Source organism: Aeromonas sp. EERV15, assembly GCF_900079845.1.
GTDB classification, from domain to species: Bacteria; Pseudomonadota; Gammaproteobacteria; order Enterobacterales; family Aeromonadaceae; genus Aeromonas; species Aeromonas sobria.
Genome location: NZ_FKKY02000013.1, coordinates 97,561 through 122,363 on the forward strand (window position 1 = coordinate 97,561; position 24,803 = coordinate 122,363).

The following is a 24,803-nucleotide window of genomic DNA, read 5'->3' on the forward strand; positions in this document are numbered from 1 at the left end:
GCTACGGCCCCGTTTTGTCACCGTTTTTATCCCCGTGATTTTTGTTAAACATCCGCCTGATGCAGGAATAACATGATTAAAAATATTCACGAACACCGTATCCTTATCCTGGATTTCGGTTCTCAGTACACCCAGCTTATCGCCCGCCGTGTCCGTGAAATCGGCGTTTACTGCGAACTGTGGGCTTGGGATGTCACCGAAGCGCAGATCCGCGAATTCAATCCCAACGGCATCATCCTCTCCGGCGGTCCGGAATCCGTGACCGAAGCGGGCAGCCCGCGCGCCCCCGATTATGTGTTCAACGCCGGTGTACCGGTATTTGGCATCTGCTACGGCATGCAGACCATGGCCGAGCAGCTGGGTGGCAAGGTGCAATCCTCCACCGAGCGTGAATTCGGTTACGCCAAGGTGGAAGTGCTGGGCGACTCTGGCAAGACCAGCGCCCTGCTGCGCAACATCGAAGATGCCATCGCTGACAACGGCAACACCCTGCTGGATGTGTGGATGAGCCACGGTGACAAGGTCACCGACATCCCGGCTGACTTCGCCACCATCGCCAGCACCCCGACCTGCCCCCATGCGGCCATGGCCAATGAAGCCAAGCGTTTCTACGGCGTGCAGTTCCACCCGGAAGTGACCCACACCCGTCAGGGTGCCCGCATGCTGGAGCACTTCGTCAAAGATATCTGCGGTTGTGAATGCCTCTGGACCCCGGCCACCATCATCGACGACGCCGTTGCCCGTATCCGCGAGCAGGTGGGTGACGATGAGGTGATCCTCGGTCTCTCCGGTGGTGTCGACTCCTCCGTGGTCGCCATGCTGGTGCATCGTGCCATCGGTGATCGCCTCACCTGCGTGTTCGTCGACAACGGTCTGCTGCGCCTGAACGAAGGTGAGCAGGTGATGGAGATGTTCGGTGATCACTTCGGTCTCAACATCATCAAGGTTGCCGCTGAAGAGCGCTTCCTCTCTGCCCTGGCTGGTGAAGCCGAGCCGGAAGCCAAGCGCAAGATCATCGGTCGCGTGTTCGTGGAAGTGTTCGACGACGAAGCCAAGAAGCTGAAAAACGCCCGTTGGTTGGCACAAGGCACCATCTACCCGGATGTGATCGAATCTGCCGCCAGCGCCACTGGCAAGGCCCACGTCATCAAGTCTCACCACAACGTCGGCGGCCTGCCGGCAGAGATGAAGATGGGTCTGGTCGAGCCGCTGCGCGAACTGTTCAAAGATGAAGTACGCCGCGTTGGTCTGGAGCTGGGCCTGCCCTACGACATGCTCTACCGTCATCCGTTCCCGGGCCCGGGTCTGGGTGTTCGCGTGCTGGGTGAAGTGAAGAAAGAGTACTGCGATATCCTGCGCCGTGCCGATGCCGTCTTCATCGAAGAGCTGCGCAAGGCCGACCTGTACAATCAGGTCAGCCAGGCATTTGCGGTATTCCTGCCGGTGCGCTCCGTTGGCGTGATGGGCGATGGCCGCAAATATGACTGGGTGATTGCCCTGCGCGCCGTTGAGACCATCGACTTTATGACCGCTCACTGGGCCCATCTGCCCTATGACTTCCTCGGTCATGTGTCAAACCGCATCATCAACGAGATCAGCGGTATCTCTCGCGTGGTGTACGACATCTCCGGCAAGCCACCCGCTACCATCGAATGGGAATAAGCCTCTTAATCTGATCCCGGTCAGTTAAGAACATGTGAGTCCCCCAAGCGGGATCAGGGCTCAACAGTGAGGGAGGCATTATGCCTCCCTCTTTTTATTGGTAACCCGTTTACTTTTTATGGGCGCAAGCAGGATGCTAACGCCATAATGAGCCGCCACAAGCGTGATCCCTCGCTGGCTGTTCACGTCATACTCACACTTTTTCCAACATCGGAGTTCTCATGCGTCGATTCAATTTCATGCTCAATGGCAGCCGGTTGATGATGTTCCCCTTCTACGTCTGCATTCTGGTATGCGTGGCCCTGCTGATGGTGAAGTTTGCCATGCAACTCTATCTGCTCTGCATCAACATCATCGAGATCCACTATATGGACCTCATCACCGGCGTGCTAACTCTGGTGGACTTCGTGCTGGTGGCCCAGATGCTGATCCTGGTGGCGGTCTGCGGCTATGTGCAATTTATCCAGACTCAGGAGCAGCGCGAGGCCATCGGCGACAACTGGCTCAGCAAGATCAACTTTGCCTCCCTCAAGCTCATTGTCATCAACTCGCTGGTCACCATCGCCGGGGTAGAAGTGCTCAAAGCCTTCCTCGAAGATGGCATCACCAATGAAGTGGAGATGAAGTGGTCAGTCATCGTCTTTCTCGCCTTCTCGGTCGCCGCACTCATCTATGCCGTAACCGAACGGATGGCGGATCATAAATAGTCGGGCTGGATCACTGTGCTTGTTCAGCCTTGATTCACCAGCAATACAATTGATAACTCTTTTCATTACCCTTACTGCGTTATAAACTTGCTCCCCCCGGGCTGCCCCGCCCGGGTGCTGGAGCCTTTATGACAAGCCTTTCCCTCTCACCCCGACAATTCTGGCAGTGGCTGGCCTACCACCATCAGGCCGCCGAGGGCACCCTCTATCTGATGTTCTTCTCCGGCCTGCTGCTGTGGGAGCCGCTGACCCCGCTCTGGTCGCTGGCACGCTGGAATCTGTTTTTGCATGTGATGCTCTCGCTCACCCTGTTTCCCCTGCTGTTTGGCGCCTTCTGGCTCTCCCATCGCAGCTTGTTGAACCGCAGCAACAAACCCTTTTTACGCACCACGGGGCGGATTATTGAAGCCCTGCTGCTGATCTGTCTGGCCAGCGGCCTGCTGCTGGTGCTGCACGGCACTCCAGGCGATGCCATGGGCAACCTCGCCAGCTGGGCCCACTGGCTGAGCGCGTTGGCGTTAACTCCTCTGGTGCTGCGCCACGCCTGGCGCTGGACCATCTTGAAATGGCGCTCCTGATCCCATGTTGAAGTCATCTCTTTGTGCATGTTTGTCACCCCTGCTGGCACTCGTCCTGCTGCTGGCCAGCCCCTTCGCGTTTGCCCAGCAGATGAGTTCAGGGATGCTCGCCTATGAGGAGGGAAGCGCCCCGCGCCTCGTCACCGCCAACCTGAGCGCAGGTTCCGTCACCCTGCTTGAGCGCGATAGCGGCAAGCGCCTGAAAGAGGTGCAGCTGGCGGGCGATCTGCGCCAGCTGGCCCGCGCCGATGACGGCACCCTGCTGGTCACCGACTACAGCGGCGATCGCCTGCTGCTGCTGGATGATGATCTCGATCTGGAAAAGGCGATCCCCACCGGCCATAGACCCTACGGCGTCATCTTCGATGCCAAGCGGCAGTGGTTCTGGGTCACGTTGTTCGAATCAGCTCGTCTGCAAGCCTACGACACCGAGGGTAAGCTGCAACTGGATGTGGCCACTACCGAGACACCCCGCGGGCTGGCCCTGACCAACGACGATCGCCTGCTGCTCACTCACGCCATGACAGGCCAGCTCGCCATCTATGATCTCGCCAAGCTTGGCCACGGCGCCAAGAACGCTTCGCTTCCCAAGCCCAAGCTCATTACCCTGGCCGAGACCCATAGCGATACGCCAAGCGACTCGCAGGGCTTGCCGCGCCTGCTCGATGGCATCGCCCTCTCCCCCGATGGCAGCGAAGCCTGGCTGCCCCATGTGCTGTGGAGCTTTGACCACCCCTTCCAGTTTCAGAGCACCGTCTTTCCGGCGGTCTCCATCATCGATCTCGATGAGGAGAAAGAGCGAGTCGATGAAAGAAAACAGCTCTTTTTGCAGATCAATCTGCCAAGCGTCGGCAACCGCAGCCAGATCGTCTCCAACCCGTTTGCAGCCCGATTTGCCGCCGACGGCAAGCGGGTCTATCTGACCCTGGCTGGCTCGGAAGATCTGCTGGTGTTTGACCTCTCCCGCAGCGGCAAGTCCAACAACAACCGTCACCGCCGCAAGAAGTTTCAGGGGGGCGCCAAGGCGACCCAGCTCTTGCGCCACCTGCCGGGCCAGAATCCGCGGGACTTGCTGATCGACGGTGACCATATTCTGGTGCACAACGCCATGGGGCAGGATCTCACCCGCCTCAATAGTGGCGGCAGCGGCCCGTTTGCCCGAGTCACGGTCGATGTGCCCCACTTCGCCAAGCTGGTAGAGACGGATCCGCGCCCCAAGCCGCTTCAGCGCGGCGAGCGGCTGTTTAACCTGGGTAACACAGCGTCCAACTCACGCTTCCCCATGGCGGGAGACAACTGGATGAGCTGCAATTCCTGTCATCTGGACGGGTTCAACTTCACCAACCGCTATCTGATGGCGGCACATCGCCAAAAGAGCGGCGACAACGCCATCAACGGCCACGCCAACCTCACCAACATGGTGGCGGGGGATTTTGTCGGCGAATACCTGCGCATGACCCAGCAGACCCAGGGCGGCATGGGCCATGACACCCGCGATGGGGCCGAGGCAGTTGACCCCGCCAAGCCCCAGCCCGAGGTGAAGGCGATGATGGAAGATCTGCACGCCTTCGTCACCGCCGATGGCAACCTCCCCTATCTCGCCAACTGGCTGCGACTCGATGCCCCGCGCACCGATCCCGCCAAGGCGCCGACTACCCACCCGAAGGAGTGGCTCAACTCCGCCTCCTGCCAGAACTGCCACCAACAGGCCTTCAAAGATTGGAGCGAGAGCAACCACCGGCTGATGGGCAACTCCCACCCCTACTACAAGGTGGTGCAGGCGCTGGCCCGCGAAACCGAAGGGGAAGCGTTCGGTCAGTGGTGTCAGGGGTGCCATATGCCCCAGCAGGTGATGACAGGCCAGCTGGATCTGCCCAAGGGCTCCCACATGTTCGAGCAGGGGGGCGCCTCACTCATTGCCGCCCACAAGGCGGGCGAACCTGTGGTGGAGGAAGGGACCGGCTGCGTGCTCTGTCATCGCATCACCAAGGTAGAAGATGCGGGCGGCAACAGCGCCTTTACCGTGAATTTGAAAGACCGCGAGAGCTATGTGTTCGAGGATGCCCCGGGCGGCAGCCTCCAGCACTGGCTGGCCGAGCGGCAGATCAACGCCCGCCCGGCGGCCCACAAAGCCTCCTATCAGAAGGATTTCTACCGCGACGCAGCCCTGTGCAAGTCGTGCCACAACGAGTTTGCCCCAGGTACCGGCGCCAATATCGTCAACACCTGGGACGAGTGGGAAAAATCCAGCTTCGCAAATGCGGAGGATCCCGCCAAACGGCGCACCTGCATCGACTGCCATATGAACCCGGAGCCGGGCAATGGCGGCGCGCCGGTGGCGGGCCAGTCCACCGAAAACGGCACCATGAAAGCGCGTCTCTATCGCCACAACTTTACCGGCGCCCAGCACCAGCTGGTGGGGCTGCGCAATCCCGACCTTGAACAGGAGAGTCTGGCGCTCTTGCGCTCCAGCGCTACCCTCTCCGCCCGTATCGAACAGGCTGCCGATAGTCAGCAGCTGGTGGTGCGGGTCGCCAATACCGGCGCGGGCCATGCCCTGCCCACTGGCGTAGCTGATTTCCGTGAACTCTGGCTGGAGCTGACCGTCACCGACGCCAGCGGCAAGGTGGTGCTTGCCAGCGGCCAGCCGGTGGATGGCGCTGTCCCAGAAGATGCGCGGCTGTTCAGAAAAGTGTTCGGCGATGCCGAGGGCAAGCCGGTGGGGCTCAAGTTCTGGCGCTACGCCAAACTGCTGGAAGATACCCGCATTCCGGCCGATGGCTGGCGCGATGAAGCCTGGCCGCTACCCGCAGATGCCCAAGGGCCCTTCAAGGCCGATATCAAACTCAATTTCCGCACCTACCCCAAGTGGGTCAATGATGCGGTGCGCGCCGCCGAGCCCAGCTTGCCGGAGCCACCCATAGTGCTACTCAATCGGCTGCAACTTACCTTGCAGCCTCTCCCCGTCACGCCCGCTACGGAGCCTCAATCCTGATGTTTGCAAGTTTTCTTATTACCCTGCGCGAGGGGCTGGAAGCCTTCCTGCTGGTCGGCATCTGCCTCTCCTACCTCGCCAAGCTGGGGGCGAGTCGCAACAACAAGTTCATCTATCTGGGGGTGGGGCTTGGCCTTATCGCCTCACTTGTCGTCGCCTTCCTGTTCCAGGTGGTGGTGAGCCAGTTCGAGAGCGAGCGCTACAACCACCTCTTGATGGCGGGGATCCTGATGTTTGCCACTCTGGTGCTCACCTATATGGCGATCTGGATGCAAAAACAGGCCAAATCCCAGGTGGGGGCCATGACAGCGCGCATCGATGCGGCCATCGATGGCGGCAACCTGTTTGGTCTGGTGCTGCTTGCCTTTCTGGCGGTGATGCGCGAAGGGTTTGAAACCGTGCTCTTCTTCTCCGCCCTGCTCTACTCCGGGCAAGGGGTCGATCTGCAATCCGGCCTGATGGGCGCGCTGGCGGGGCTGCTGGTCTCCATCGCGCTGGTGTGGGGACTGCTGCGCTCCACCCGCAAGGTGGCGCTGGCTCCCTTCTTCCGCTGGACCGGCCTGCTTATCATCATCATCGCCGCAGGTCTGCTGTCGTCCGCCGTCAACATGTTGCAGGCGGCAGATATCATCACCTTCTGGACCACGCCGGTGTTCGACATCAGCCACATTCTCGACGATCAGGGGGTATTTGGTACCTTCCTGCGCGCCCTGTTTGGCTACAATGCCTCACCCGCTGGCTTGCAGCTGCTGACCTGGGCCCTCTATCTGGCGATTTTCGTTACCCTCTGGCAGCGCAGCTATCGTCCACAGGTGAGTGCCGCGACTGGCAAGGGCTGAGCCCGCACGCCCTGTGGTAGCAAGGCCACGGGGTAACAACACCATTCGGGAGCCGCGCCCTGGTGCGGTTCCCCTATCTATCAAGCAGTTTCGGAAAACGTCATGAGCGATAACAACAAGAAGCACATTGCAGTGCTGGGTGCCGGCCCAGCCGGTTTGATGGCTGCCTGGCGCCTGCGCCGCGCCGGTTTTGCAGTCACCCTGTTCGAGCAGGAGCCGGTGGTCGGCGGCATGTGTGCTACCCAGACCTTCAAGGGGCACGATGGCGAGTATCGCTTCGACTACGGCGGCCACCGTTTTATCACCAAGAACCCCGAGCTGCTCGCCTTTATCGACGAGCTGATGGGGGACGATCTGCTCCACGCCGATCGCAAGAGCGTGATCCGCTTTGGCGGGCGCACCTATGACTACCCCCTCAATCTAACCAACCTGCTCAAGACAGCCCCGCTGCCGCTGATGGCCGGTGCGGTGAAGGACTTGCTGCTGTTGCCCTTTAGCAAGAAGCCGGATGATTTCGCCAAGGCGAGCTTTGCCGAGTGGATCCAGAGCCACTTCGGCCGCACCCTCTATCGCCAGTTCTTCGAGGGCTACACCGGCAAACTGTGGGGCATCAACCCGGACAAGCTCTCCGCCGACTGGGCTGGTCAGCGCATCAGCTTGATTGATCTCAAAGACGTGGCTCGCCGCCTGCTGCCAAGGCGCAACGGCAACCTCTCGGTGCGCACCTATGCCCGCAAATATCGTTATCCAAAGTATGGTTTCGGCCAGATCTTCACCACCCTGGGCGAGCGGCTGGTGGCAGAGGGGGCCCTGCTCAAAACCGGCACCACCATCACCCGCCTTGAGCAGGCTGATGGCCGAATTGAACGGGTTTATTGGAAACAAGATGACGTTGAGCAGAGCGAGCGCTTTGATCAGGTGATCTCCACCCTGCCGCTGCCACTCACCTGCCAGCATCTGGGCTTGCCGTGCGATCTGCACTACCGGTCGCTTCGCTTCGTCAATATGCCGCTCAAACAGGAGAACCTGTCGGACAACACCTGGCAGTACCTCTCCGACCCCCATATCCTGGCCACCCGCCTGCAGGAGCCGCGCCGCCGCAGCCCCTTTATGGCGCCCCAGGGCCAGACCTCGGTGATGCTGGAGATCCCCTGCAATCCGGGGGATGCCACCTGGCAGGCGCCGCTCTCTGATCTGCGCGGTCGGGTTACCGCCGATCTCGCGAGCCTCGGGGTCGATACCACCAAGCTTGGCGATGAAACTTTTGAAGCGCGCAGCGAATACGCCTATCCGCTGATGGATTTGGGCTATCAGACTCGCCGCAACGAAGCCATCAAGGCGCTGATGCCGATCAGTAACCTCATCATGACCGGCCGTCAGGGGACATTCCGCTACATCTTCACCGACACAGCCATGGAGATGGGGATGATGGCCGCCGACATGGTGATCGACGGGGTGGACAGACGCCACGCCATCTTTAACCATCGCAACGAAAATACCGTGATCGAAACCCAGAGCGTGGCCTAATGGCCGCGCCATTGGCATAACCTCTTGGCATAAGTAAGGAGAACAGGATGACCATCCGCCCGGGTTTACTCGCCCTCACCCTGCTGTTGACGTTCAGCGGACTGACCCTCAGCGAACAGGCGCAGGCATACTCCTATGCCGCCGCCGGCAAGGAGCCACTGATCGACGCCCGCGAGACGCTGCTTGGCGCTGCCACTGACGGCAAAGATGCCAGCGCCACCTTGAGCGAGATTGCCGACGAGCTGACCTATCTGGAGCAGCACCACAAGGTGGAACTGCAAGCGCCGCTGGCGGCCGCCATCAAGGGGAAAGACGCCGCCACCACTGCCGCCCTGCTCAATCGCGCTTACAAGGCGGAGATCGAGCGCCGCCTCGAAGGGGCCAGCCAGAATCTTGGCGACTACCAGACCGCCAAGGTGCTGGTGGTCAAGAGCAAGCGCTTCCTCGACTTGATCCTCCCCTCCCTCAGCGAAGGGGATCGCAAGGCCGCCGAACAGGCGCTAGCCAAGGTGCTCGATGCCATCGGCAACCCGGGGGTATTCGGGGTGGGTGCCAAGCCCGCCGATGCCGCCGCCTTTAGCGATGCAGAAAAAGCGCTGATGGCCGTGCTGGCGCCGCTTTGATGGCCTCTCATCGATGATGACAGCCCCCCTCATCCCCAACCCTTCTCCCGCAAGGGGAGAAGGGGGGCGTCACCACGGCCGATTACGCTTCGCTAATCGACCCTACTTACTGCTCCTGTTACTGCTCCTGCTGCAACTGGCTTGGCTCGGCTGGCTGCTGGCCTTCCCTGTGGCACTCGATTCCGACGACGCCCTCAATTTCGCCCACGGGGTGACGCGCTTTAGCGTGCTGGAGTTCTCCCCCCACTTTCCGGGCTACCCCGCCTTTATCTGGCTGGCGCGTCTTGTCAATCTGCTGGTGGACGATCCGGCCCGCGCGGTGCAGTGGGCAAGCCTGCTCGGTAGCAGTTTGCTGGCGCCGCTCGCCACCTTGCTGGCGGTCAGATTGTGGCAACGGCCAAGCCTGCTCGCCCCGGTCTGGCTGCTGGTGCTGGCCCTGCCGCTTACACCTACGCTGGCGCTCTCCGGCCTCTCGGATGGGCCCGCGCTCGCCGCCTGGCTCGGGGCGCTGCTGGCCTTGCAGCAGCGCAGATTCGCGCTGGCGGGTCTGTTACTGGGCTTGCTGCTGGCGCTGCGCCCCTCCTACTTCGTGCTGGCGCTGCTGCCGCTCTGGCTGGGGATGGCGCAGCAGGAGACGCGCGTCAGGTTTGTGCTCCCCATCGCGTTGGTTGGGCTAGCCTGCCTGCTGTTTGTCTGGCAAGCCGATGGCTGGGCCTATTTCAGCGAGGGGCGGCGCTTTACCGACGGCCACTTTACCCTGTGGGGCAACACGGCGGCGGCCCACGGCGATCGGCTGCTCAGCTGGGCGCACACCCTCAACAAGCAGCTGACTCCGCTCGGGCCCCTGGCTGTCGGAGCCTTGCTGGTACTGCCGATCTGGCCAAGATCAAAAGACCACCCTGCCGCCCTATCCCCGCTCTGGACGCTCTACTGGCTCGCCCTGCTGCTCTGGACCCTGTTTGGCCAAAATCCCGACAATCCCCGCCATCTGGCACCCATCACCCTGCTCGGTATCGTGCTGCTGGCAGGCTGGCTGCCACGCCGTGGCGAGGGGCTAGCAGCGGTGGCTGGATTGCTGCTGCTCGCGGCAACCGTCACCCTGCCCCGTCCGCCCGCCATGGTGCAGGCAGCCAGGCTGGCAGAAAAAGCCTGCCCGGCGCTGGTGACCCAGTGGGGAGTGCGGCTGCTGCGGGAGACCACGGCCCTGCCGGTGACCGATGGCTGGTATAAGGGAGATGCGGCGCTGGCGCTCTCTCAGGGAGCCTGTCGCCTCAGTCGCCGCCCCATCGCAGCGAGCGAGATGCCCACTGCGGCGCGCCAGCACTGGTTTGCCCCGCGCTTTGCCGCCGAGCCCGGACTCTGGCTTGCCATACCCTCACCGGTGACCGTTGAATCACCAATGACAAACAACATAAAAAGAGCGCAAAACTCACCCAAATGACTCAAAAAGAGGGTTGCGACTCGGTTACACTCACTGCGCATCCATAACAAGTGAGTCTCCTTATGCGTATGACCAGAGAGTGGCTATGGGTTCCACTGGCACTGATGACCGCAACCGCCCTGCTATTGCTGCCATTTTGGCTACGTGGGGGCAGTCAGGGTCACGATCTGTTTCACCATCTGCTATCTGGTCATTTTTTTGCGGTGCAACTGTGGCAAGGGGAGATCTATCCCCGCTGGCTGATGGAGATGAACGGTGCCTTCGGCAGCCCGGCATTCTTCTTTTATCCCCCACTCCCCTACTATGTGAGTGCCCTGTTCGCTGGCCCCGAGCCCCTCGCCCATCACGCCATGATCCCCCTGCTCTGGAGCAACACTCTGGCGCTCGGTTTATCCGGGCTGTTTGCTTATCTCTGGCTACGCCCCTTTGCCACGTCAGGGCGCGCGCTGGCCGCCAGCCTGCTCTACATGGCGCTGCCCTATCATCTGGCGATCGATATCTATGCCCGCTTTGCACTGGCCGAGAGCTGGGCCTTTGTCTGGGCACCGCTGGCGCTGCTGGCCCAAGATCGCCTCTGCCGCCGAGCCCCTTTTGCCCTGCTGTTGCTCGCACTGGCAGTGGCCTTGCTGACCCTCTCCCATCTGCCGAGCACCCTACTCATTTTGGGGTTGCTCACAGTGCGCAGCCTGCTGTTGGCCTGGCGCAGCAAGATAACCCTGCACCTCTGGCCCACCCTGCTGGGCCAACTCTGGGGACTGGCGATGGCCAGCCTGCTGCTGCCAGCCTTGCTGGATCAGGGGGGGATCTCCATGGGTCAGATGCGCATTGGCATGTTCGAGTTTCACCGCAATTTCCTTGACCGTCTGCCCGAAAGTAGTAGTGACTGGCGTTTTCGCGGCCATCTGGCCTGGCTGACCCTGCTCACCCTCGTCCTGCTACTGGTGGCATGGGCTGCCGCCCGCGAACCACGCCATCCGGAACTGCTGATCTGGGGCACCCTGGGCACCCTCAGCTTTTTAATGATGCTCCCCTTGAGCGAGCCACTCTGGCACCTGCTGCCTCCGCTACAGCTGGTGCAGTTTCCCTGGCGGCTCAATCTGCTGCTGGTGATTGCCACCGTCGCGGTAGTGGCGCTGGGCGTCCCCGCCTATCGACCATGGCAATGGCTCTGGTGGACGGTGCTGGCCCTCACCCTGCTCTCGCAAGCTGTCTATGTGCATGAATCGCCGCTCACCCAGGCGCCGCAAAAGAGCGCGCTGGACGGGGAGTTTGACAGCAAACGCAGCGCCCGCGAATACCGGCCAAAGCAGGTGCCAAAAGGCATGTTTGCCCCGACCCTGCTGGCCTGGAAAGATGAATTTCAACCCGCAGTCACCACAGAGCAGCAAGGGATCTCGTGGCAGATCCTCAACTGGCAGCCACGGCAGATCGTCCTGACCGTCGATGCGCCAGCCCCTGCCAAACTGATCCTGCACCAATTTGACTACCCGGGCTGGCAAGCCAGGCTGGATGACACCTTGCCACTGACCATCAGCAGCACCCGCAATGGGCTGATACAGGTGTGGGTGCCTGCTGGTCGCCATCAGGTTACCTTCACCCTGACCGCCCGCTGGCCGGAGCGGCTCGGTTACGGCCTCTCTCTCATCGCCTGGTTGATCTGGAGCCTGCTGCTGGCCAGTCAGATCCGCACCCTGCGGCGCCAGCGCCAAGGCTAACACCTGCCCCCTCCGGTGAGGGGGCAGTAACGCCATGCTCGGCGACGCTAAAGCTGATAGAATTCCCGCTCTTCTTCTGCCGCCATAGTTCACGACCGGATAACTTATGCCCCACAGACATCCCCTCCCTCTCTCACCCCGCTTTCTATTTATTCTGCTTGGCGCGTTGGCAGGCCTGACTCCGCTGGCGGTGGACATGTACCTGCCCGCTATCCCGGCCATTGCCCGGGACTTGGCCACCAGCATTGATGGGGCCCAGCTCACCATCAGCGCCTTTTTAGGCGGCTTTGCCATCGGCCAGCTCTTCTACGGCCCGCTGGCCGACAGCTACGGCCGCAAGCCGGTGATCCTGATCGGGCTCACCATGTTTGCCATCGCATCTGTGGGTTGTGCCATGGCAGATTCACTGCCGGAGCTGCTGGCTTATCGGATGTTGCAGGCGGCTGGCGGCGCAGCAGGATCTGTGGTGGTCAATGCCCTGCTGCGCGACCTTTTCGAGAAGGATGCGTTTTCCCGCGCCATGTCATTCGTCATTCTGGTGATGACGCTGGCACCGCTGGTCGCCCCTGTGATTGGCGGCTATATCAGCGCCCATACCAGCTGGCGAGTGATCTTCTGGCTGCTGGTGGGGATCAGCCTGCTGGTGTCCTTGGTGATGCAGTGGAAAATTCAGGAAACCCTCAAACCCGAACACCGCCAGCCCCTTAATCTCGGCCAGATCCTCAAGAACTACTGGGGGGTGCTCTCCCATCGCGGCGCCATGGGCTACGTCCTGTGCGGTGCCCTCTCCAGCTCAGGCATGTTCGCTTTTCTCAGCGCCTCACCCTACGTCTATATCGAATACTTCAAGGTGCCGACCGAGCACTACGGCTGGCTGTTTGGCCTCAATATCCTGCTGATGATGGTGGTCACCTTCGTCAATAGCCGACTGGTGAAAGGGGTGGGTTCTGAGCGGATGCTGCAATACGGCCTGCTGGTGCTGCCCTGTGCGGGCGCCCTGCTGATCTACAACGCCTGGAGCCAGACCGGCGGCCTGTGGGGCATAGTGATTCCGGTGGTGCTCTTTATCGGCCACATCAGTCTGGTGGGCGCCAATGCCATGACCGGCCTGATGGGGCAGTTCCCCCAGTCAGCGGGCACAGCTTCCGCGCTGGCGGGCACCTTGCGCTTTGGCATCGGCGCCCTGGTCGGCATTCTGGTTAACCTCAATCCCCCCCAATCGCCACTGCCCATGGCCATCGCCATCGCCTGCTGTGGCGTGGGATCGGCCCTGAGCTACTGGGTATTGAAAACGCCCAGTGAGTAACGCGGCTGGCCCGGAACATCACCGGGCCAACCTCCCTATCGCTTAGACCCTCCCCTGATTGATCCACACATGGGCACCGATACTGATCAGGTAACCCAGCGTGATGGCCGCCATCCATGTCAGCTGCCCCACAAAGGTATGGATGCCATGCGCTTGCCCCACCCCGTCAAAAGATGGGTTGCCGAGCTGTCGAACTCCTGCCCTCGTTTGGGGGTGAAAGCATCTCTAATGTGATTGGTATTATCCCCCCCCCTTTTTCCGTGTGGGATGCTCCTGCGGGTTGGCTACGGCTCCCCGCTGCGACTCACACGGCATGCCCTTGTCTAACAGACAGCATGGCCACGCAATTCCGAATTCAATCCCGAATTCAATTTCGAATTTTGTATATAACTAAGAATAATTTGTTGTTTCCGTCTTTCTAAACCGCACAGTAGCATCCCCCTCATCCAAATGGCGCAATCACCCGGGCTCACTATGCCACGCTGTCGCGCCACCCCGTTTGCCGCTCATCAGCGCCCGCCAACTCTGGCGGCAGAGCAAAAGATAACGAAAGAGTGAGGAGGTGCACATGGAACATTCACCACTGCCAATCATCGATCTGGCCGCCCTCAACGGGGCGCCCGACACGCGTCGCCCTATGCTGGCCAAACTGGCAGCAGCTGCCCGCGAGGTGGGCTTTTTCTATCTGACAGGACACGGTCTGAGTGACGCCGAGCAGCGGGAGACCCTGGCGCTGGCAGAGCGCTTCTTTGCCCTGCCGGAGCAGGAGAAGCTGGCGGTGCAGATGGTCAACAGCCCCCACTTTCGCGGCTACAACCGGGTCGGCGCCGAGCTGACCCGCCAGCGGCCGGATCTGCGGGAGCAGTTCGATATCATGAACGAGGTGCAGGCTCTGCCTTCGTCACAGATCCGTGAACCCTGGCAGCGGTTGATCGGCCCCAACCAGTGGCCGACCGCCCTGCCCGAGATGAAAGCCCATCTGCTGGCGTGGCAGGAGCGGCTGAGCGGTATCACCCTCACCCTGCTAGCCGCCTTTGCCGAGGTGCTGGAGCAACCGGCCGGAGTGTTTGACGCCAGCATTCGCGGCGCCCCCTACCAGCACATGAAGCTCATTCACTACCCGGGGCAAGAGGCGGGTAGCAGCAGTCAGGGGGTCGGCGCCCACAAGGATCCCGGCTACCTGACCCTGGTAATGCAGGATGACCACTCCGGGCTGGAGGTCGAGACGGCCGACGGCTGGACCCCTGCGCCGCCCCTGCCGGGGGCGCTGGTGGTCAATATCGGCGAGCTGCTGGAGCTTGCCTCCAACGGTTATCTCAAAGCGACCCTGCATCGGGTGGTGAGCCCGCCGCCTGGGGTTTCACGCCTCTCCTGCGCCTTCTTTATGGCGGCGCGGCTCGATGCCACCGTGCCGCTGCTCACCCTCTCCCCCGAGCTGGCAACGCAGGCGCAAGGGCCGGAGAGTGACCCGGCCAACCCGCTCTTCTATCAGGTGGGGGAGAACGTGCTCAAGGGGCGGCTGCGCTCCCACCCGGATGTGGCGGCGCGTCACTATGCTGCTCCCTATGCCAGCAACTACGCCGTGCCATCGCAGCCGAGGGAGCTGTCGAAGGAGCAGCGGGAGCGGGAGCCCGCCTGAACCAGCGGGATCCTGGACATCGCCCGAACGAATATGTCACCGGAAGGGACGCCAGTTGCGCCCCTTCATATCGATTTTAAACGCGGAATATCAGGGCCAGCAGCTGGCCCGAACGGAGTAATACGATGAAATTCAAGACCATGAGCGTACACAGTGGCCAGCGGATCGATCCCCAGACCGGCGCCCTCACCACCCCGCTCTACCAGAGCAGCACCTTCAGCTACTTCAACGCCCAGGCGGGCAAGGATCGCTTTGCCGGTCAGGCCCCCGGTTTTATATACAGCCGCTTTGGCAACCCCACCACCGCCGAGCTGGAGCAGAAACTGGCTGCGCTGGAGGGTGCCGATGAAGCGCTGGTGGTAGCGAGCGGCATGGCGGCGGTGAGCGCCATCATGTATGCACTGGCCGACAGTGGCGATGAAGTGGCCTATATCGGCCCGCTCTATGGCGGCACCGATGCCTTCCTCAAGCAGACTTTCAGCCGAGCTGGTATCAAGGTCACCGCCTACGAGAGCGATCAGGATCTGCTGGCCAACATCCGCCCCGCCACCAAGGTGGTACTGTTCGAAACCCTGACCAACCCCACCCTCAAGGTGGTGGATCCGCGACTGGTAGTGGAAGCGGCCCGCAAAGTGGGCGCCATCACAGTGTGTGACAACACCTTCCTTACCCCCTACCTGCTGCGCCCGCTGGAGCTCGGGGTCGATGTGGTGATGCACAGCGGCACCAAATATCTGGGGGGCCACGGCGACATCATTGCCGGGGTGGTGGCGGGCTCTCACGCCTTGATGAAATCGATCCGCACCGTGGCCCTCAAGCATATTGGCTCCCCCATTGGCCCCCAGGAGGCCTACCTGCTGCAACGGGGGGTCAAGACCCTGCCGCTGCGGATGGATGCTCACCTGCACAATGCGCAGAAGGTTGCCGAGTTTCTGGCGGCCCATCCGGCGGTGAAGAAGGTGATCTACCCGGGCCTTGCCAACCACCCGGGCCACGATGCCCTCGGCGCCTTCGCCAGTGGCTTTGGCGGCATGGTGAGTATTGAACTTGAAGGAGGCTTTGCCCGCTGCGCCACCCTGCTCGACAACCTGCAGCTGTTCGTGCAGGCGGTGAGTTTGGGCGATCTGGAGAGTCTGGCCTGCCATCCGGCCAGTACCACCCACGCCGCCATGGACGAGGCGAGCCGTCTCGCCGCCGGGGTCAATGACGATCTGATCCGCTTCAGCATCGGGGTGGAAGATGCCGACGATCTGATCGCCGATCTGGCCGCCGCGCTGGCGCTGATCTAGCCCAAGGGGCACTTGTCACACGCCCGCAAAACAGTGGCGAGTGACAATCCCCAAAAACAACCGCGGCCCATAACGGGCCGCGGTTGTTTGATGCTGTTATCGGCAGTAAAGGAAGCCTTACTCCTCCCAGACCACCGCGTGGGAGGATGACCAGTCATCCCCCAGTCGAGCATATTTATGCTCCAGCAGGTGACGCTTGATCTTCATGGTCGGGGTCAACACGCCGTTCTCGATATTCCAGGGGGTCTTCACCACCAGAATGCCGCGAATTTTGGCATGGGATTCCAGCTGATCGTTGACCCGCACCCGCGCCGCCTCCAACTTGGCATTCACCTCTTCCCGATTACCCTTCATGGCGCTCTCGGCCAGCTGTACCAGTGCGATGGGCTGGGGCATGCCATAACCAATCACGCAAAGCTGCTCTATGATGGGCTCTTGCCCCAGCAGTCCCTCGATAGGCACCGGCGCTACATATTTGCCCTTGGCGGTCTTGAACACGTCCTTCATCCGGCCAGTGATGGTGAGGTAACCCTCCCGGTCCAGCTTGCCCATATCGCCGGTGTGCAGCCACCCTTCCGCATCGATGGCCTCAGCGCTGTGCTCGGGATCCTTGTAGTAACCCAGCATCATCCCTTCACAGCGACAGAGGATCTCCCCCTCGTCGGAGATCTTGATGTTCACCCCGAGCCCCGCCTTGCCGACGGTGCCGATCTTGTCGGCGCGGAACGGATAATTGATGGTGGAGTAAGCGTGGTTCTCGGTCATGCCCCAGGCTTCGGTCACCTTGAGGCCGATGCTCAGATACCACTGCAACAGCGCAGGGGAGACAGGCGCAGAGCCGCAGCCGAGCACCCGGGCCTGATCCAGCCCCAACCCCTTCTGTAGCTTGCGTTTGATGAGGCCCGAAATGAACGGGATCTTGAGCAGCAACTCCAGTTTCTGCTGAGGCAGCTTCTCGTGGATCTTGATGCGAAACATCGCCCACAGCCGCGGCACCGAGATAAAGACGGTGGGACGGCAGCGTTTGACGTCTTCGATAAAGGTGTCGAGGGATTCGGGGAAGGCGATTTCGGCGCAGCCATACAAGCTGCCGCCGTAGACATAGACCCGCTCGGTAATGTGGGCCAGCGGCAGATAGGAGAAGCCGCGATCAGTGGCGCACAATCCCACCGTTTCCACCAGCTTCTCGCAAGACCAGGCGTAGCGCTCGACGCTCAGCATGGCCCCTTTCGGCTTGCCGGTACTGCCGGAGGTGTAGACCAGACTCAGCAGAGAGTCAGGGGCCTGCACCGGGCTGTCAGAAATTGGTTCGTGGGCTTCCAGCAGGTCATCCCACTGATGGCTGGCTGGCATGGTGTCGTAGGGGAAGGCGATGCGCAGCAGATCGGCAGGGACGCCTGCCTCCTGACTCTTCCAGTCATCCAGCTTGCCAATGAAAATGGCTTTGGCCTCGCTGTGGCGCAGCACGTACTCGATGGTGTCGACGTTGGCTGTCGGATAGATGGGCACGCTCACATACTGCCCCATCTGCATCGCCAGATCGGCGATAAACCATTGGGCGCAGTTCTTGGAAAGCAGCGCTACCTTGTCACCGGAAACCAGACCCAAGTGACGTAAGGCCGTCACCATCCGCCGCGCTTCATCGGCCACTTCACCCCAGGTGAAGTCGACGTATTCGCGGTTGATAGTTTGACGTAGATAGGTTCGATCAGGACACTGCCGCTCCCAGTGATAGAGCATCTCGAGCGGCAGTTTTTGAGCAATACTGGGTGTGGAAGCCATAGTTTAATCCCTGAAACAAAAGGCGAAACTTATTATTAACCTTTCACTAACTTCAGGGAAGAATAAACTCAAACTTCAGTTTGAAATGTGTATCCGATCAAGCTTCTGCATCTTGTTGCAAACGAATCCACATCGCCTGCACCAATTTCTCATCCTCTTCGGATAGCTCACCTTGCAAGATCGCCTCGTTGAGGCTGCGCAATACATAGCTTTTGATATCTCGTACCAGCGTCTTGCCTTCCAGTTCGGCCCGGGCAACTGCCAACGAGATATGACCTCGCAAGTAACCACCGGCAAACAGCTCATCTTCGGTTGCGGTGGCAACCATGCTGTCGATCAGTCCCAACAACTTGTGCTCAAAATCGTGAATTGTCATGTAACGCAGCCTCATTTCCAGAGTGGCTGGCAAAAAAATTGCCGGGAAAATAATTCGGGGGTGTGGAACCGCAATTCGGGTGACTGCGGCTCTCTGGCGCCAGGCCAGCAGCGTCCTTGGCGTCCTATTCCGGGTTGGCCACCGGGTAGATGACCTGATCCTTGTATCCCGTGGTTATTTGCAGATAACCACGCAACGCCCGGTTCAATTGCGGATCATCGGTGTCCACCAGCAGCGGTCTGCCCGCGAGGGCAGCCAGCTTGGCTTTGGTTGCCAGCACCTGGATATTGTCCAGCCCGACACACCGAATCACCTCAGGACTCAATTGCTGATTTCCGCGCCCGAACAGATGTCCCTGTCCGCCGATCAGGGTAATGATCAGTCGGCAGCGACGGCCACGGATCCGGGTCAGGATCTCGACGGCGCTGAGATCCTGCCCGATAAGTCGGCCATTTTCCACCAGATCCACACCGAGCAAGCTATTTTCCAGACCCAGCTCAGCCATGCAGGCCGCCACCGTGCTGCCGGAGCCCATCAGATAGAGGGTATCGGGCTCCATCTGCTCCACCACACCGGCGGCCAAGTCGGCCAGCACCAGCTCTTCAGACTCCCGGCCACCCTGTTTGACCGCCTGCACATAACGCAGATCGCCGGGCACCTTCAGCTGGCCGTAGTGGCGGGCCCGCACCTTGCCGGCACGAAACGCCTCCTCGTCGATGTCACGCACCTCGGCATCGATCAGGCTAAGCAATTCCCCTGCGATCATCCGTGCCACCACCCGCCCGCTGGCGGCCGGGGTCACCCCGTAGACCCCGGAGTGGATCTTGCAGCCAGCCGGAATGCCAAGCACATGACAAGACTCCCCGACCGCCGCGCAGATATCCCGCGCGGTGCCATCGCCACCGGCAAACAGCAGCAGATCGACCCCCGCTTCGCGCATCAGCTCGGCCGCATGGCGGGTATCGTCGGCAGAGGTCATCTCTGCGGTCGAACGATAGATGACCCGACAGGGCAGCCCCAAGGAGCGGGCTACTGTCTCCCCCATCTCTCCCGCCACCGTCAGCAGTTCGAACGGAGCGCTCAGCTCGCACAGTGGCAACAAGGCTTGCCGCGCCCGCTCCTGCGCTTTGGGCTCTGCGCCACGGGCCAGCGCCTCGGCAACCATGCCATCACTACCCTTGAGGCCCACTGCGCCGCCAATCCCGGCGACCGGATTAATGATGAACCCTAATCGAAACATGCCTACCTCCCTTGCGATGTTGGCATTTTTATCTTTTTACACCAGAGGGACAAGCCGCCGCCCCCCTGCTAGAATGCGCTGCTTCAATTTTTCAACCAATTTTCAACCAAGGTTCAATCATGCTGGAATGGGTTCTTGATCCCTCTGCCTGGGTCGCTCTCGCCACCCTTACCCTGCTCGAGATCGTGCTGGGTATCGACAACATCATCTTTATCTCCATCCTGGTGGGTCGCCTACCGGAGGCCCAGCGCCAAAAAGCGCGGGTCCTGGGTCTGGGGCTCGCCATGGGTACCCGGATCCTGCTGCTGCTCTCGCTGGCCTGGGTGATGCGCCTCACCGCGCCGCTCTTCACCGTGCTGGGTGAAGCCATCTCCGGCCGCGACCTGATCCTGCTGCTGGGTGGCCTGTTCCTCATCGGCAAGAGTGCCCACGAGATCCACGTCACCCTGGAAGGGGCAGCCGAGCCGGAGAGTGTCAGCAAAGCGGCCTCAGGCTTTATCAGCACCCTGATCCAGATCGCCATTCTGGATATCGTATTCAGCCTCGACTCGGTGATCACCGCGGTCGGCATGGCCGATCACGTGCCGGTAATGGTGTTGGCCATCATGATCGCCGTCTTCATCATGATGTTTGCCGCCAAGTCCATCGGCGATTTTGTGGATACCCACCCCACCATCAAGATGCTGGCCCTCTCATTCCTGACGCTGGTGGGCTTTGCCCTGATGGCTGAGGGGATGGATCTGCATATTCCGAAGGGTTACATCTACTTCGCCATGGCCTTCTCACTGCTGGTCGAGATGATCAACATCCGTCTGCGCAGCCATCACGACAATAACGGTCAACCGCGTTCACAATAATTCCAAGCCGGATGAATGTGCGATAGCTATTATCACGATCCAAAAGAGCGCCTATTCAGGCGCTCTTTTGTCATGGTTAACGGCATAGAACTGTGTTTATTGATCGCTGATCACGATAGCGACCCGACGATTGGTGGCGCGGCCGTCTCTGGTGTGGTTATCGGCGATCGGCATGGTCGCCCCGCGGCCATGGATCTCCAGATTGGCGGGCTTCATACCCACAGAGATCAGCACATCCGCCACTGACTGGGCCCGTGTCAGAGAGAGCTGCTGGTTGTAGCTGCTCTCGCCGGTGTTGTCGGTGTGGCCATCCACCCGCGCCTTGTCCAGGCCCACCCCCAGCAGGGTGTTGCCCAACTTTTCGACCACCTGACGGGTCTGAGGGGTCAGCTCACCCACGTTGTTGGCAAACAGCACCCGATTAGCAAGATCCAGCGTCCAGCCATCATCGCTCAGATAAAAACCCTGCTCCTTGAGCACGGCGATCTGCTCCGGGGTCAGCCCCTTGGGCGCGCTCTGGCAACCAGCCAGCAGCGACAACATCAACCCCAGCAGGGTGACTTTCAACAGGTGGGTGATCTTCATGGTTTGCTCCTTGTTTATGTTGTTATTCTTGCCCGTCAGGCGATGGTTTGCTGTTCGCTGCGGCGCGCCCGTTTCGCCAGATACATAGCAGCATCGGCCTGATCACACAGCACGCTGGCACTCATGCCAACCTGATAGATGGCAAAGCCGACACTTACCCCGGCCACCAGCTGACGACCGTCACGCAGCGCCACCGGTTTGCTCATCGCCTGCTGGATGCGGCCAATCACCTCTTCCACCTCATGCTGCCGCTGAAGCGGGCCAACCAGCACCGCAAACTCGTCGCCACCGAGGCGAAACACCAGATCATCCGGACGCAACTGATGTTGCACCCGTCTTGAGAGGGCGATCAGCACATCGTCGCCACCATTGTGGCCGAAGGTATCGTTGATCTGCTTGAAGCGATCGCAGTCGAGATAGAGCAGCGCAAATCCCCCCTGCTCGCCCGCAGATATCGCCTGCCCGAGCCGCGCTTCAAACAGGGCACGATTGGGCAGTCCGGTCAGGGCATCGTGGGTCGCCTGATGCAGCAGACTGGCATTTTCGCGGGCCTGATGGGCCTGCCAATCCTGCAGCTCATCCAGCAGGGCATTGAAGTCATCCCCCAGCTCGTTGAGTTCGACGATATCGGCCGGCGGCACACGCATCCCCAGGGTGCGTTGACGGCGCACCGAGTGGGCCACCAGCGCCAGTTGGCGCAGGGGTGACGTGATGGTGACCTGCATCCGCCCGGCCACATGGAGTGCCAACATGGCACTCAGGGCGAGACAGAGCGCCATCACCAGCACCACCGAGAGCAAGAACAGCAACAGATACTCGCCATGACCGCGCAGCTCGATGGTGGCGATCTGCTCGCCCCCTCGCAACATAGGGATCTTGACCGGCCCCGGCATCAGCAGTTGGGCCAGATAGTCCTCCAGTGTCACCAGCGGGTTGCTTCTTGGACGCACCCAGTTGGCAAACTGCTGACCATTGTTCAGAAAGATGGTGGCCTCGGCCACTTCTTCATGGGCAACAATGCCGCTCAGCGCCTCGCTCGCAGCCTCCTCATCATGAAACACTACCGCCGCTTCGGCGCTGTAGCTGATGGCGCGAGCCACCAGTTCCAGATTGTGATCGGCGTACAACCGCACCACCAGCAAGGTGACAAGAGTCAAAAACAGTCCCGCTACGCTGACGGCGGTGATGGCCGCCACCAGATGGGTTCGCCCCAAGCTCTGACGCAGGGTCAGACGGCGGGGAGCCACGATCGGCGGTCGACTCATGGGGCCTCCTGGCCGGCATGGGCCAACTTGAGCACAGCGGGGTGCACCTTCACACCACTTAACGCCAACGCATCAAGATTAACTTTAAAACGTATCCGCTCTTGGTCTTGAGAGGTCTGCAGGCAGAACACCGAACTGCTGGTGCAGTCGTGGTTGTATTCGCTGATGCTGAGCACAGGGTGTCCCTGCAGGCGGGCAAACAGCGCAATCCGGGTCGGCTCGTCGAGTACCCCCAGATAGAGCACATCCCAGTTACTGCTGATAGCCGGATCGTTCGCCTCGTAGCGATTGACCTGTACCCGGCGGCCATTAGCTTGACGGTTGATGGTAAAAAGGTGGCCGGCATATTCGGTCGGCGCCGCCACGCACATGCGCAGCACCGCAGGCTCGGCGGGCCAGCGGGTGTAGCTCAGCAGATCGAGCACTAATTCCCTGACCGCCGTTGCCCGGCTCTCCGCTGCGGTTTCCGACTGCACTGTTGCCGGCCGTACTGTTTCCGCCAACCCGCCACGGGGCAGCAGCAGCCCGAGTGCTACCAGCACGGGCACCAGACAAGCAATGATACGGGGGAAATAGCGTAACAACATGATCAGAAACTGGCCGCCTTAACAACACCGCTGCAACTGCACTGCGGTTCGGATATATAGACGCTGATAGTAAGTTGGCGAGTGATGGCCTGACAAGGCTCCCTCTGTTGTCATTGCTCACCGCCGTATAAATAAACGAAAGAGCCCGTCTGGCGACGGGCTCTTTGGTGGCGTGCATCAAGGCGCAGATCACTTCTTGCTGATACCATATTCTCGCAGTTTATTGGCGATAGCGGTGTGCGACACACCCAGGCGCTTGGCCAGCTGACGGGTTGACGGAAAGGAGGGGTAGAGTCTTGCCAGCAACTGGCTTTCGAAGCGCTTGACCGCATCGTCCAGGTCCCCTTCGAACCACTCGTCAATCAGCGGCACTGTGTCGGCGGTGACCGGCAGGTCAATCTGCTCCGGCCCCAGCTCATCCCCTTCCAGCAACGTCATGGCACGATAGAGGCAGTTGCGCAGCTGGCGCACGTTGCCCGGCCAGCGGTAGGCGGTCAGGTAGTCGGCCATGTTGCGGGTAAAGCGCGGGCGAGGCCGCTGCAATTCGCTGGCAAAGCGGGAGACAAACTGCTGGGCCAGCACCATGATGTCTGCCTTGCGCTCACGCAGGGGGGGCAGCGCCAGACTCAGCACGTTGAGACGGTAGTAGAGATCTTCACGGAAGGTCCCCTCGTGCACCAGATCCAGCAACTGCTTCTGGGTGGTGCAGATAAAACGCACATTGACCTTCACCTCCTGCTCGTCACCGACCCGGCGGAATACCCCATCCTGCAGCACCCGCAAAAACTTGGTCTGCAGATGAGGTGACATGTCGCCGATCTCGTCCAGCATCAGGGTGCCGCCACTGGCCAGCTCCAGCACGCCACGCTTGCCCTCGGTGTTGTTGCCAAAGGCGCCGGGGGCATAACCAAACAGCTCGCTCTCGGCCACGTTATCGGGCATGGCGGCACAGTTGAGGGCCATAAAGGGGTGGCTGGAGCGCAGACTGGCAGCATGGCAGGCGCGGGCTAGCAGCTCCTTGCCGGTGCCGGTCTCGCCGACGATGAGCAAAGGTGCATCCTGCATCGCCAGTTTGCGAGCCTGACCTAGCACCTCTTTCATTTTGGGGCTCTCGGCCTGCAGGTGCTCGAAGCCCTCTACTTCCACCGCATGGAGCGCGCTGAAGTGCATGCCAACCCGGCGGGCTGACTTGAGTACCACTACGGCACCAGCCAGTGCCTGTTTGCCGCGGGCTTCTGCCACGAACAGCGGCATCAGATCTGCCAGATACTCTTCGCCATTGAAGCTGAGCTTGCAGGTCTGCGGCTTGATCTCGCTCGCTTCCAGCCAGCGGGTGAAAGAGAAACCCTTGACCAGCGAACCGAGTGCCACGCCGCGCACCTCCTCCACCGGCAAGCCGAGGGTGGTGAGGGCCGACTGGTTGGCCTGGGTCACCTTGCCCTTGCTGTCGAGGGAGAAGACCAGATCCGGCAGCGCCTTGAGCAGCGCCTCAATCTCGTGGTGCTCACGCTCGGAAGGCATGTAGGGGATAGTCTTGACGTCGTAGACACCGGGAATGCGGCGGATCTCCGGCATCAGGTGCTGAAAATCGCTGAACTCCAGCTCGGGAAAGTTGAGATAGATGATGCCTGAGGTATCGATTTCGATGCCGCGCAGATCGATATTGTGCTCCACCAGACGGTCGAGCAGTTCCCGGGTCAGGCCCAGGCGGTCTTCACAGCTGACTTCAAGACGCATTCGGGACACACTTCCTAGCTAACTCTATGAATGAGCGGATAATACAGTCTCGA

The 24,803-nt window shown here is 60.8% G+C and carries 20 protein-coding genes; 13 read left to right on the plus strand and 7 right to left on the minus strand.

Going from position 1 to position 24,803, the window contains the following annotated elements; translation table 11 throughout:
• Positions 1-72: 72 nt before the first annotated feature.
• From guaA to BN4575_RS13120, 12 genes are all read left to right on the plus strand, one after another.
• The gene (gene guaA, locus BN4575_RS13065; protein ID WP_068978475.1) at positions 73-1,662 is read left to right on the plus strand and encodes a glutamine-hydrolyzing GMP synthase; all 1,590 of its coding nucleotides are present in this window, start codon (positions 73-75) and stop codon (positions 1,660-1,662) included.
• A 221-nt stretch (positions 1,663-1,883) separates the two neighbouring features.
• Positions 1,884-2,369: a YqhA family protein gene (locus BN4575_RS13070; protein WP_068978476.1), complete on the plus strand. Its 486-nt coding sequence runs from the start codon at positions 1,884-1,886 to the stop codon at positions 2,367-2,369.
• Between the two features lie 128 nt (positions 2,370-2,497).
• Entirely contained in the window at positions 2,498-2,947 is a 450-nt protein-coding gene (locus BN4575_RS13075) for a hypothetical protein (RefSeq protein ID WP_058056695.1), read from the plus strand.
• A 4-nt stretch (positions 2,948-2,951) separates the two neighbouring features.
• Positions 2,952-5,942: a YncE family protein gene (locus tag BN4575_RS13080; RefSeq protein ID WP_068978477.1), complete on the plus strand. Its 2,991-nt coding sequence runs from the start codon at positions 2,952-2,954 to the stop codon at positions 5,940-5,942.
• A complete protein-coding gene (locus BN4575_RS13085; protein WP_068978478.1) occupies positions 5,942-6,781 on the plus strand; it encodes an FTR1 family iron permease in 840 nt (279 codons plus the stop codon). The genes BN4575_RS13080 and BN4575_RS13085 overlap by 1 nt, the downstream gene beginning before the upstream one ends.
• Positions 6,782-6,883: 102 nt before the next feature.
• Positions 6,884-8,308: an NAD(P)/FAD-dependent oxidoreductase gene (locus BN4575_RS13090; protein ID WP_068978479.1), complete on the plus strand. Its 1,425-nt coding sequence runs from the start codon at positions 6,884-6,886 to the stop codon at positions 8,306-8,308.
• Positions 8,309-8,355: 47 nt separating this feature from the next.
• Positions 8,356-8,931 (plus strand): hypothetical protein, encoded by a 576-nt coding sequence (locus BN4575_RS13095; RefSeq protein ID WP_068978480.1) that lies wholly within the window; start codon positions 8,356-8,358, stop codon positions 8,929-8,931.
• A gap of 13 nt (positions 8,932-8,944) precedes the next feature.
• Positions 8,945-10,372, plus strand: coding sequence for a hypothetical protein (locus BN4575_RS13100; RefSeq protein WP_256028965.1), 1,428 nt, complete (start codon positions 8,945-8,947; stop codon positions 10,370-10,372).
• A gap of 62 nt (positions 10,373-10,434) precedes the next feature.
• The gene (locus BN4575_RS13105; protein ID WP_068978481.1) at positions 10,435-12,087 is read left to right on the plus strand and encodes a hypothetical protein; all 1,653 of its coding nucleotides are present in this window, start codon (positions 10,435-10,437) and stop codon (positions 12,085-12,087) included.
• Between the two features lie 106 nt (positions 12,088-12,193).
• On the plus strand, positions 12,194-13,393 hold the full coding sequence (locus BN4575_RS13110) for a Bcr/CflA family multidrug efflux MFS transporter (RefSeq protein ID WP_042022455.1): 1,200 nt from the start codon (positions 12,194-12,196) through the stop codon (positions 13,391-13,393).
• Positions 13,394-13,961: 568 nt separating this feature from the next.
• The gene (locus BN4575_RS13115; protein ID WP_068978482.1) at positions 13,962-15,032 is read left to right on the plus strand and encodes an isopenicillin N synthase family dioxygenase; all 1,071 of its coding nucleotides are present in this window, start codon (positions 13,962-13,964) and stop codon (positions 15,030-15,032) included.
• 125 nt (positions 15,033-15,157) lie between these two features.
• Positions 15,158-16,321 (plus strand): trans-sulfuration enzyme family protein, encoded by a 1,164-nt coding sequence (locus BN4575_RS13120; protein ID WP_068978483.1) that lies wholly within the window; start codon positions 15,158-15,160, stop codon positions 16,319-16,321.
• Positions 16,322-16,438: 117 nt separating this feature from the next.
• On the opposite strand, the gene BN4575_RS13125 is transcribed toward BN4575_RS13120, so the two are convergent.
• The 3 genes from BN4575_RS13125 to BN4575_RS13135 form a co-directional block, all read right to left on the minus strand.
• Positions 16,439-18,103 (minus strand): AMP-binding protein, encoded by a 1,665-nt coding sequence (locus tag BN4575_RS13125; RefSeq protein WP_068978484.1) that lies wholly within the window; start codon positions 18,101-18,103, stop codon positions 16,439-16,441.
• Positions 18,104-18,200: 97 nt separating this feature from the next.
• A complete protein-coding gene (locus tag BN4575_RS13130; RefSeq protein ID WP_042022445.1) occupies positions 18,201-18,479 on the minus strand; it encodes a YfcL family protein in 279 nt (92 codons plus the stop codon).
• A 124-nt stretch (positions 18,480-18,603) separates the two neighbouring features.
• Positions 18,604-19,719 carry an ATP-NAD kinase family protein gene (locus BN4575_RS13135; protein WP_068978485.1) on the minus strand — a complete coding sequence of 372 codons (1,116 nt, stop codon included), beginning with the start codon at positions 19,717-19,719 and terminating at the stop codon, positions 18,604-18,606.
• Between the two features lie 119 nt (positions 19,720-19,838).
• Here BN4575_RS13135 and BN4575_RS13140 point away from each other — a divergent pair, with 119 nt between their 5' ends.
• Entirely contained in the window at positions 19,839-20,576 is a 738-nt protein-coding gene (locus BN4575_RS13140) for a TerC family protein (protein WP_042022442.1), read from the plus strand.
• A gap of 96 nt (positions 20,577-20,672) precedes the next feature.
• Here the strand turns inward: BN4575_RS13140 and BN4575_RS13145 are convergent, their stop codons facing one another.
• From BN4575_RS13145 to tyrR, 4 genes are all read right to left on the minus strand, one after another.
• A complete protein-coding gene (locus BN4575_RS13145) occupies positions 20,673-21,161 on the minus strand; it encodes an OmpA family protein (RefSeq protein ID WP_068978486.1) in 489 nt (162 codons plus the stop codon).
• Between the two features lie 35 nt (positions 21,162-21,196).
• Positions 21,197-22,426 (minus strand): diguanylate cyclase domain-containing protein, encoded by a 1,230-nt coding sequence (locus BN4575_RS13150; protein WP_068978487.1) that lies wholly within the window; start codon positions 22,424-22,426, stop codon positions 21,197-21,199.
• Positions 22,423-23,013 (minus strand): YfiR family protein, encoded by a 591-nt coding sequence (locus BN4575_RS13155; RefSeq protein WP_068978488.1) that lies wholly within the window; start codon positions 23,011-23,013, stop codon positions 22,423-22,425. Before BN4575_RS13155 ends, BN4575_RS13150 begins: the two co-directional genes overlap by 4 nt.
• Before the next feature lie 189 nt (positions 23,014-23,202).
• Positions 23,203-24,750, minus strand: coding sequence for a transcriptional regulator TyrR (gene tyrR / locus BN4575_RS13160; RefSeq protein WP_042022434.1), 1,548 nt, complete (start codon positions 24,748-24,750; stop codon positions 23,203-23,205).
• Positions 24,751-24,803 lie beyond the last annotated feature (53 nt).

Bases quoted from the DNA above. Each gene is read 5' to 3' on its own strand.
- BN4575_RS13105 (WP_068978481.1), top strand. From the start codon at position 10,435: ATGCGTATGACCAGAGAGTGGCTATGGGTTCCACTGGCACTGATGACC.
- BN4575_RS13140 (WP_042022442.1), top strand. From the start codon at position 19,839: ATGCTGGAATGGGTTCTTGATCCCTCTGCCTGGGTCGCTCTCGCCACC.
- BN4575_RS13120 (WP_068978483.1), top strand. From the start codon at position 15,158: ATGAAATTCAAGACCATGAGCGTACACAGTGGCCAGCGGATCGATCCC.
- guaA (WP_068978475.1), top strand. From the start codon at position 73: ATGATTAAAAATATTCACGAACACCGTATCCTTATCCTGGATTTCGGT.
- BN4575_RS13070 (WP_068978476.1), top strand. From the start codon at position 1,884: ATGCGTCGATTCAATTTCATGCTCAATGGCAGCCGGTTGATGATGTTC.
- BN4575_RS13150 (WP_068978487.1), bottom strand. From the start codon at position 22,426: ATGAGTCGACCGCCGATCGTGGCTCCCCGCCGTCTGACCCTGCGTCAG.
- BN4575_RS13145 (WP_068978486.1), bottom strand. From the start codon at position 21,161: ATGAAGATCACCCACCTGTTGAAAGTCACCCTGCTGGGGTTGATGTTG.
- BN4575_RS13125 (WP_068978484.1), bottom strand. From the start codon at position 18,103: ATGGCTTCCACACCCAGTATTGCTCAAAAACTGCCGCTCGAGATGCTC.
- tyrR (WP_042022434.1), bottom strand. From the start codon at position 24,750: ATGCGTCTTGAAGTCAGCTGTGAAGACCGCCTGGGCCTGACCCGGGAA.
- BN4575_RS13100 (WP_256028965.1), top strand. From the start codon at position 8,945: ATGATGACAGCCCCCCTCATCCCCAACCCTTCTCCCGCAAGGGGAGAA.
- BN4575_RS13075 (WP_058056695.1), top strand. From the start codon at position 2,498: ATGACAAGCCTTTCCCTCTCACCCCGACAATTCTGGCAGTGGCTGGCC.
- BN4575_RS13085 (WP_068978478.1), top strand. From the start codon at position 5,942: ATGTTTGCAAGTTTTCTTATTACCCTGCGCGAGGGGCTGGAAGCCTTC.
- BN4575_RS13110 (WP_042022455.1), top strand. From the start codon at position 12,194: ATGCCCCACAGACATCCCCTCCCTCTCTCACCCCGCTTTCTATTTATT.
- BN4575_RS13155 (WP_068978488.1), bottom strand. From the start codon at position 23,013: ATGTTGTTACGCTATTTCCCCCGTATCATTGCTTGTCTGGTGCCCGTG.
- BN4575_RS13090 (WP_068978479.1), top strand. From the start codon at position 6,884: ATGAGCGATAACAACAAGAAGCACATTGCAGTGCTGGGTGCCGGCCCA.
- BN4575_RS13130 (WP_042022445.1), bottom strand. From the start codon at position 18,479: ATGACAATTCACGATTTTGAGCACAAGTTGTTGGGACTGATCGACAGC.
- BN4575_RS13095 (WP_068978480.1), top strand. From the start codon at position 8,356: ATGACCATCCGCCCGGGTTTACTCGCCCTCACCCTGCTGTTGACGTTC.
- BN4575_RS13080 (WP_068978477.1), top strand. From the start codon at position 2,952: ATGTTGAAGTCATCTCTTTGTGCATGTTTGTCACCCCTGCTGGCACTC.
- BN4575_RS13135 (WP_068978485.1), bottom strand. From the start codon at position 19,719: ATGTTTCGATTAGGGTTCATCATTAATCCGGTCGCCGGGATTGGCGGC.
- BN4575_RS13115 (WP_068978482.1), top strand. From the start codon at position 13,962: ATGGAACATTCACCACTGCCAATCATCGATCTGGCCGCCCTCAACGGG.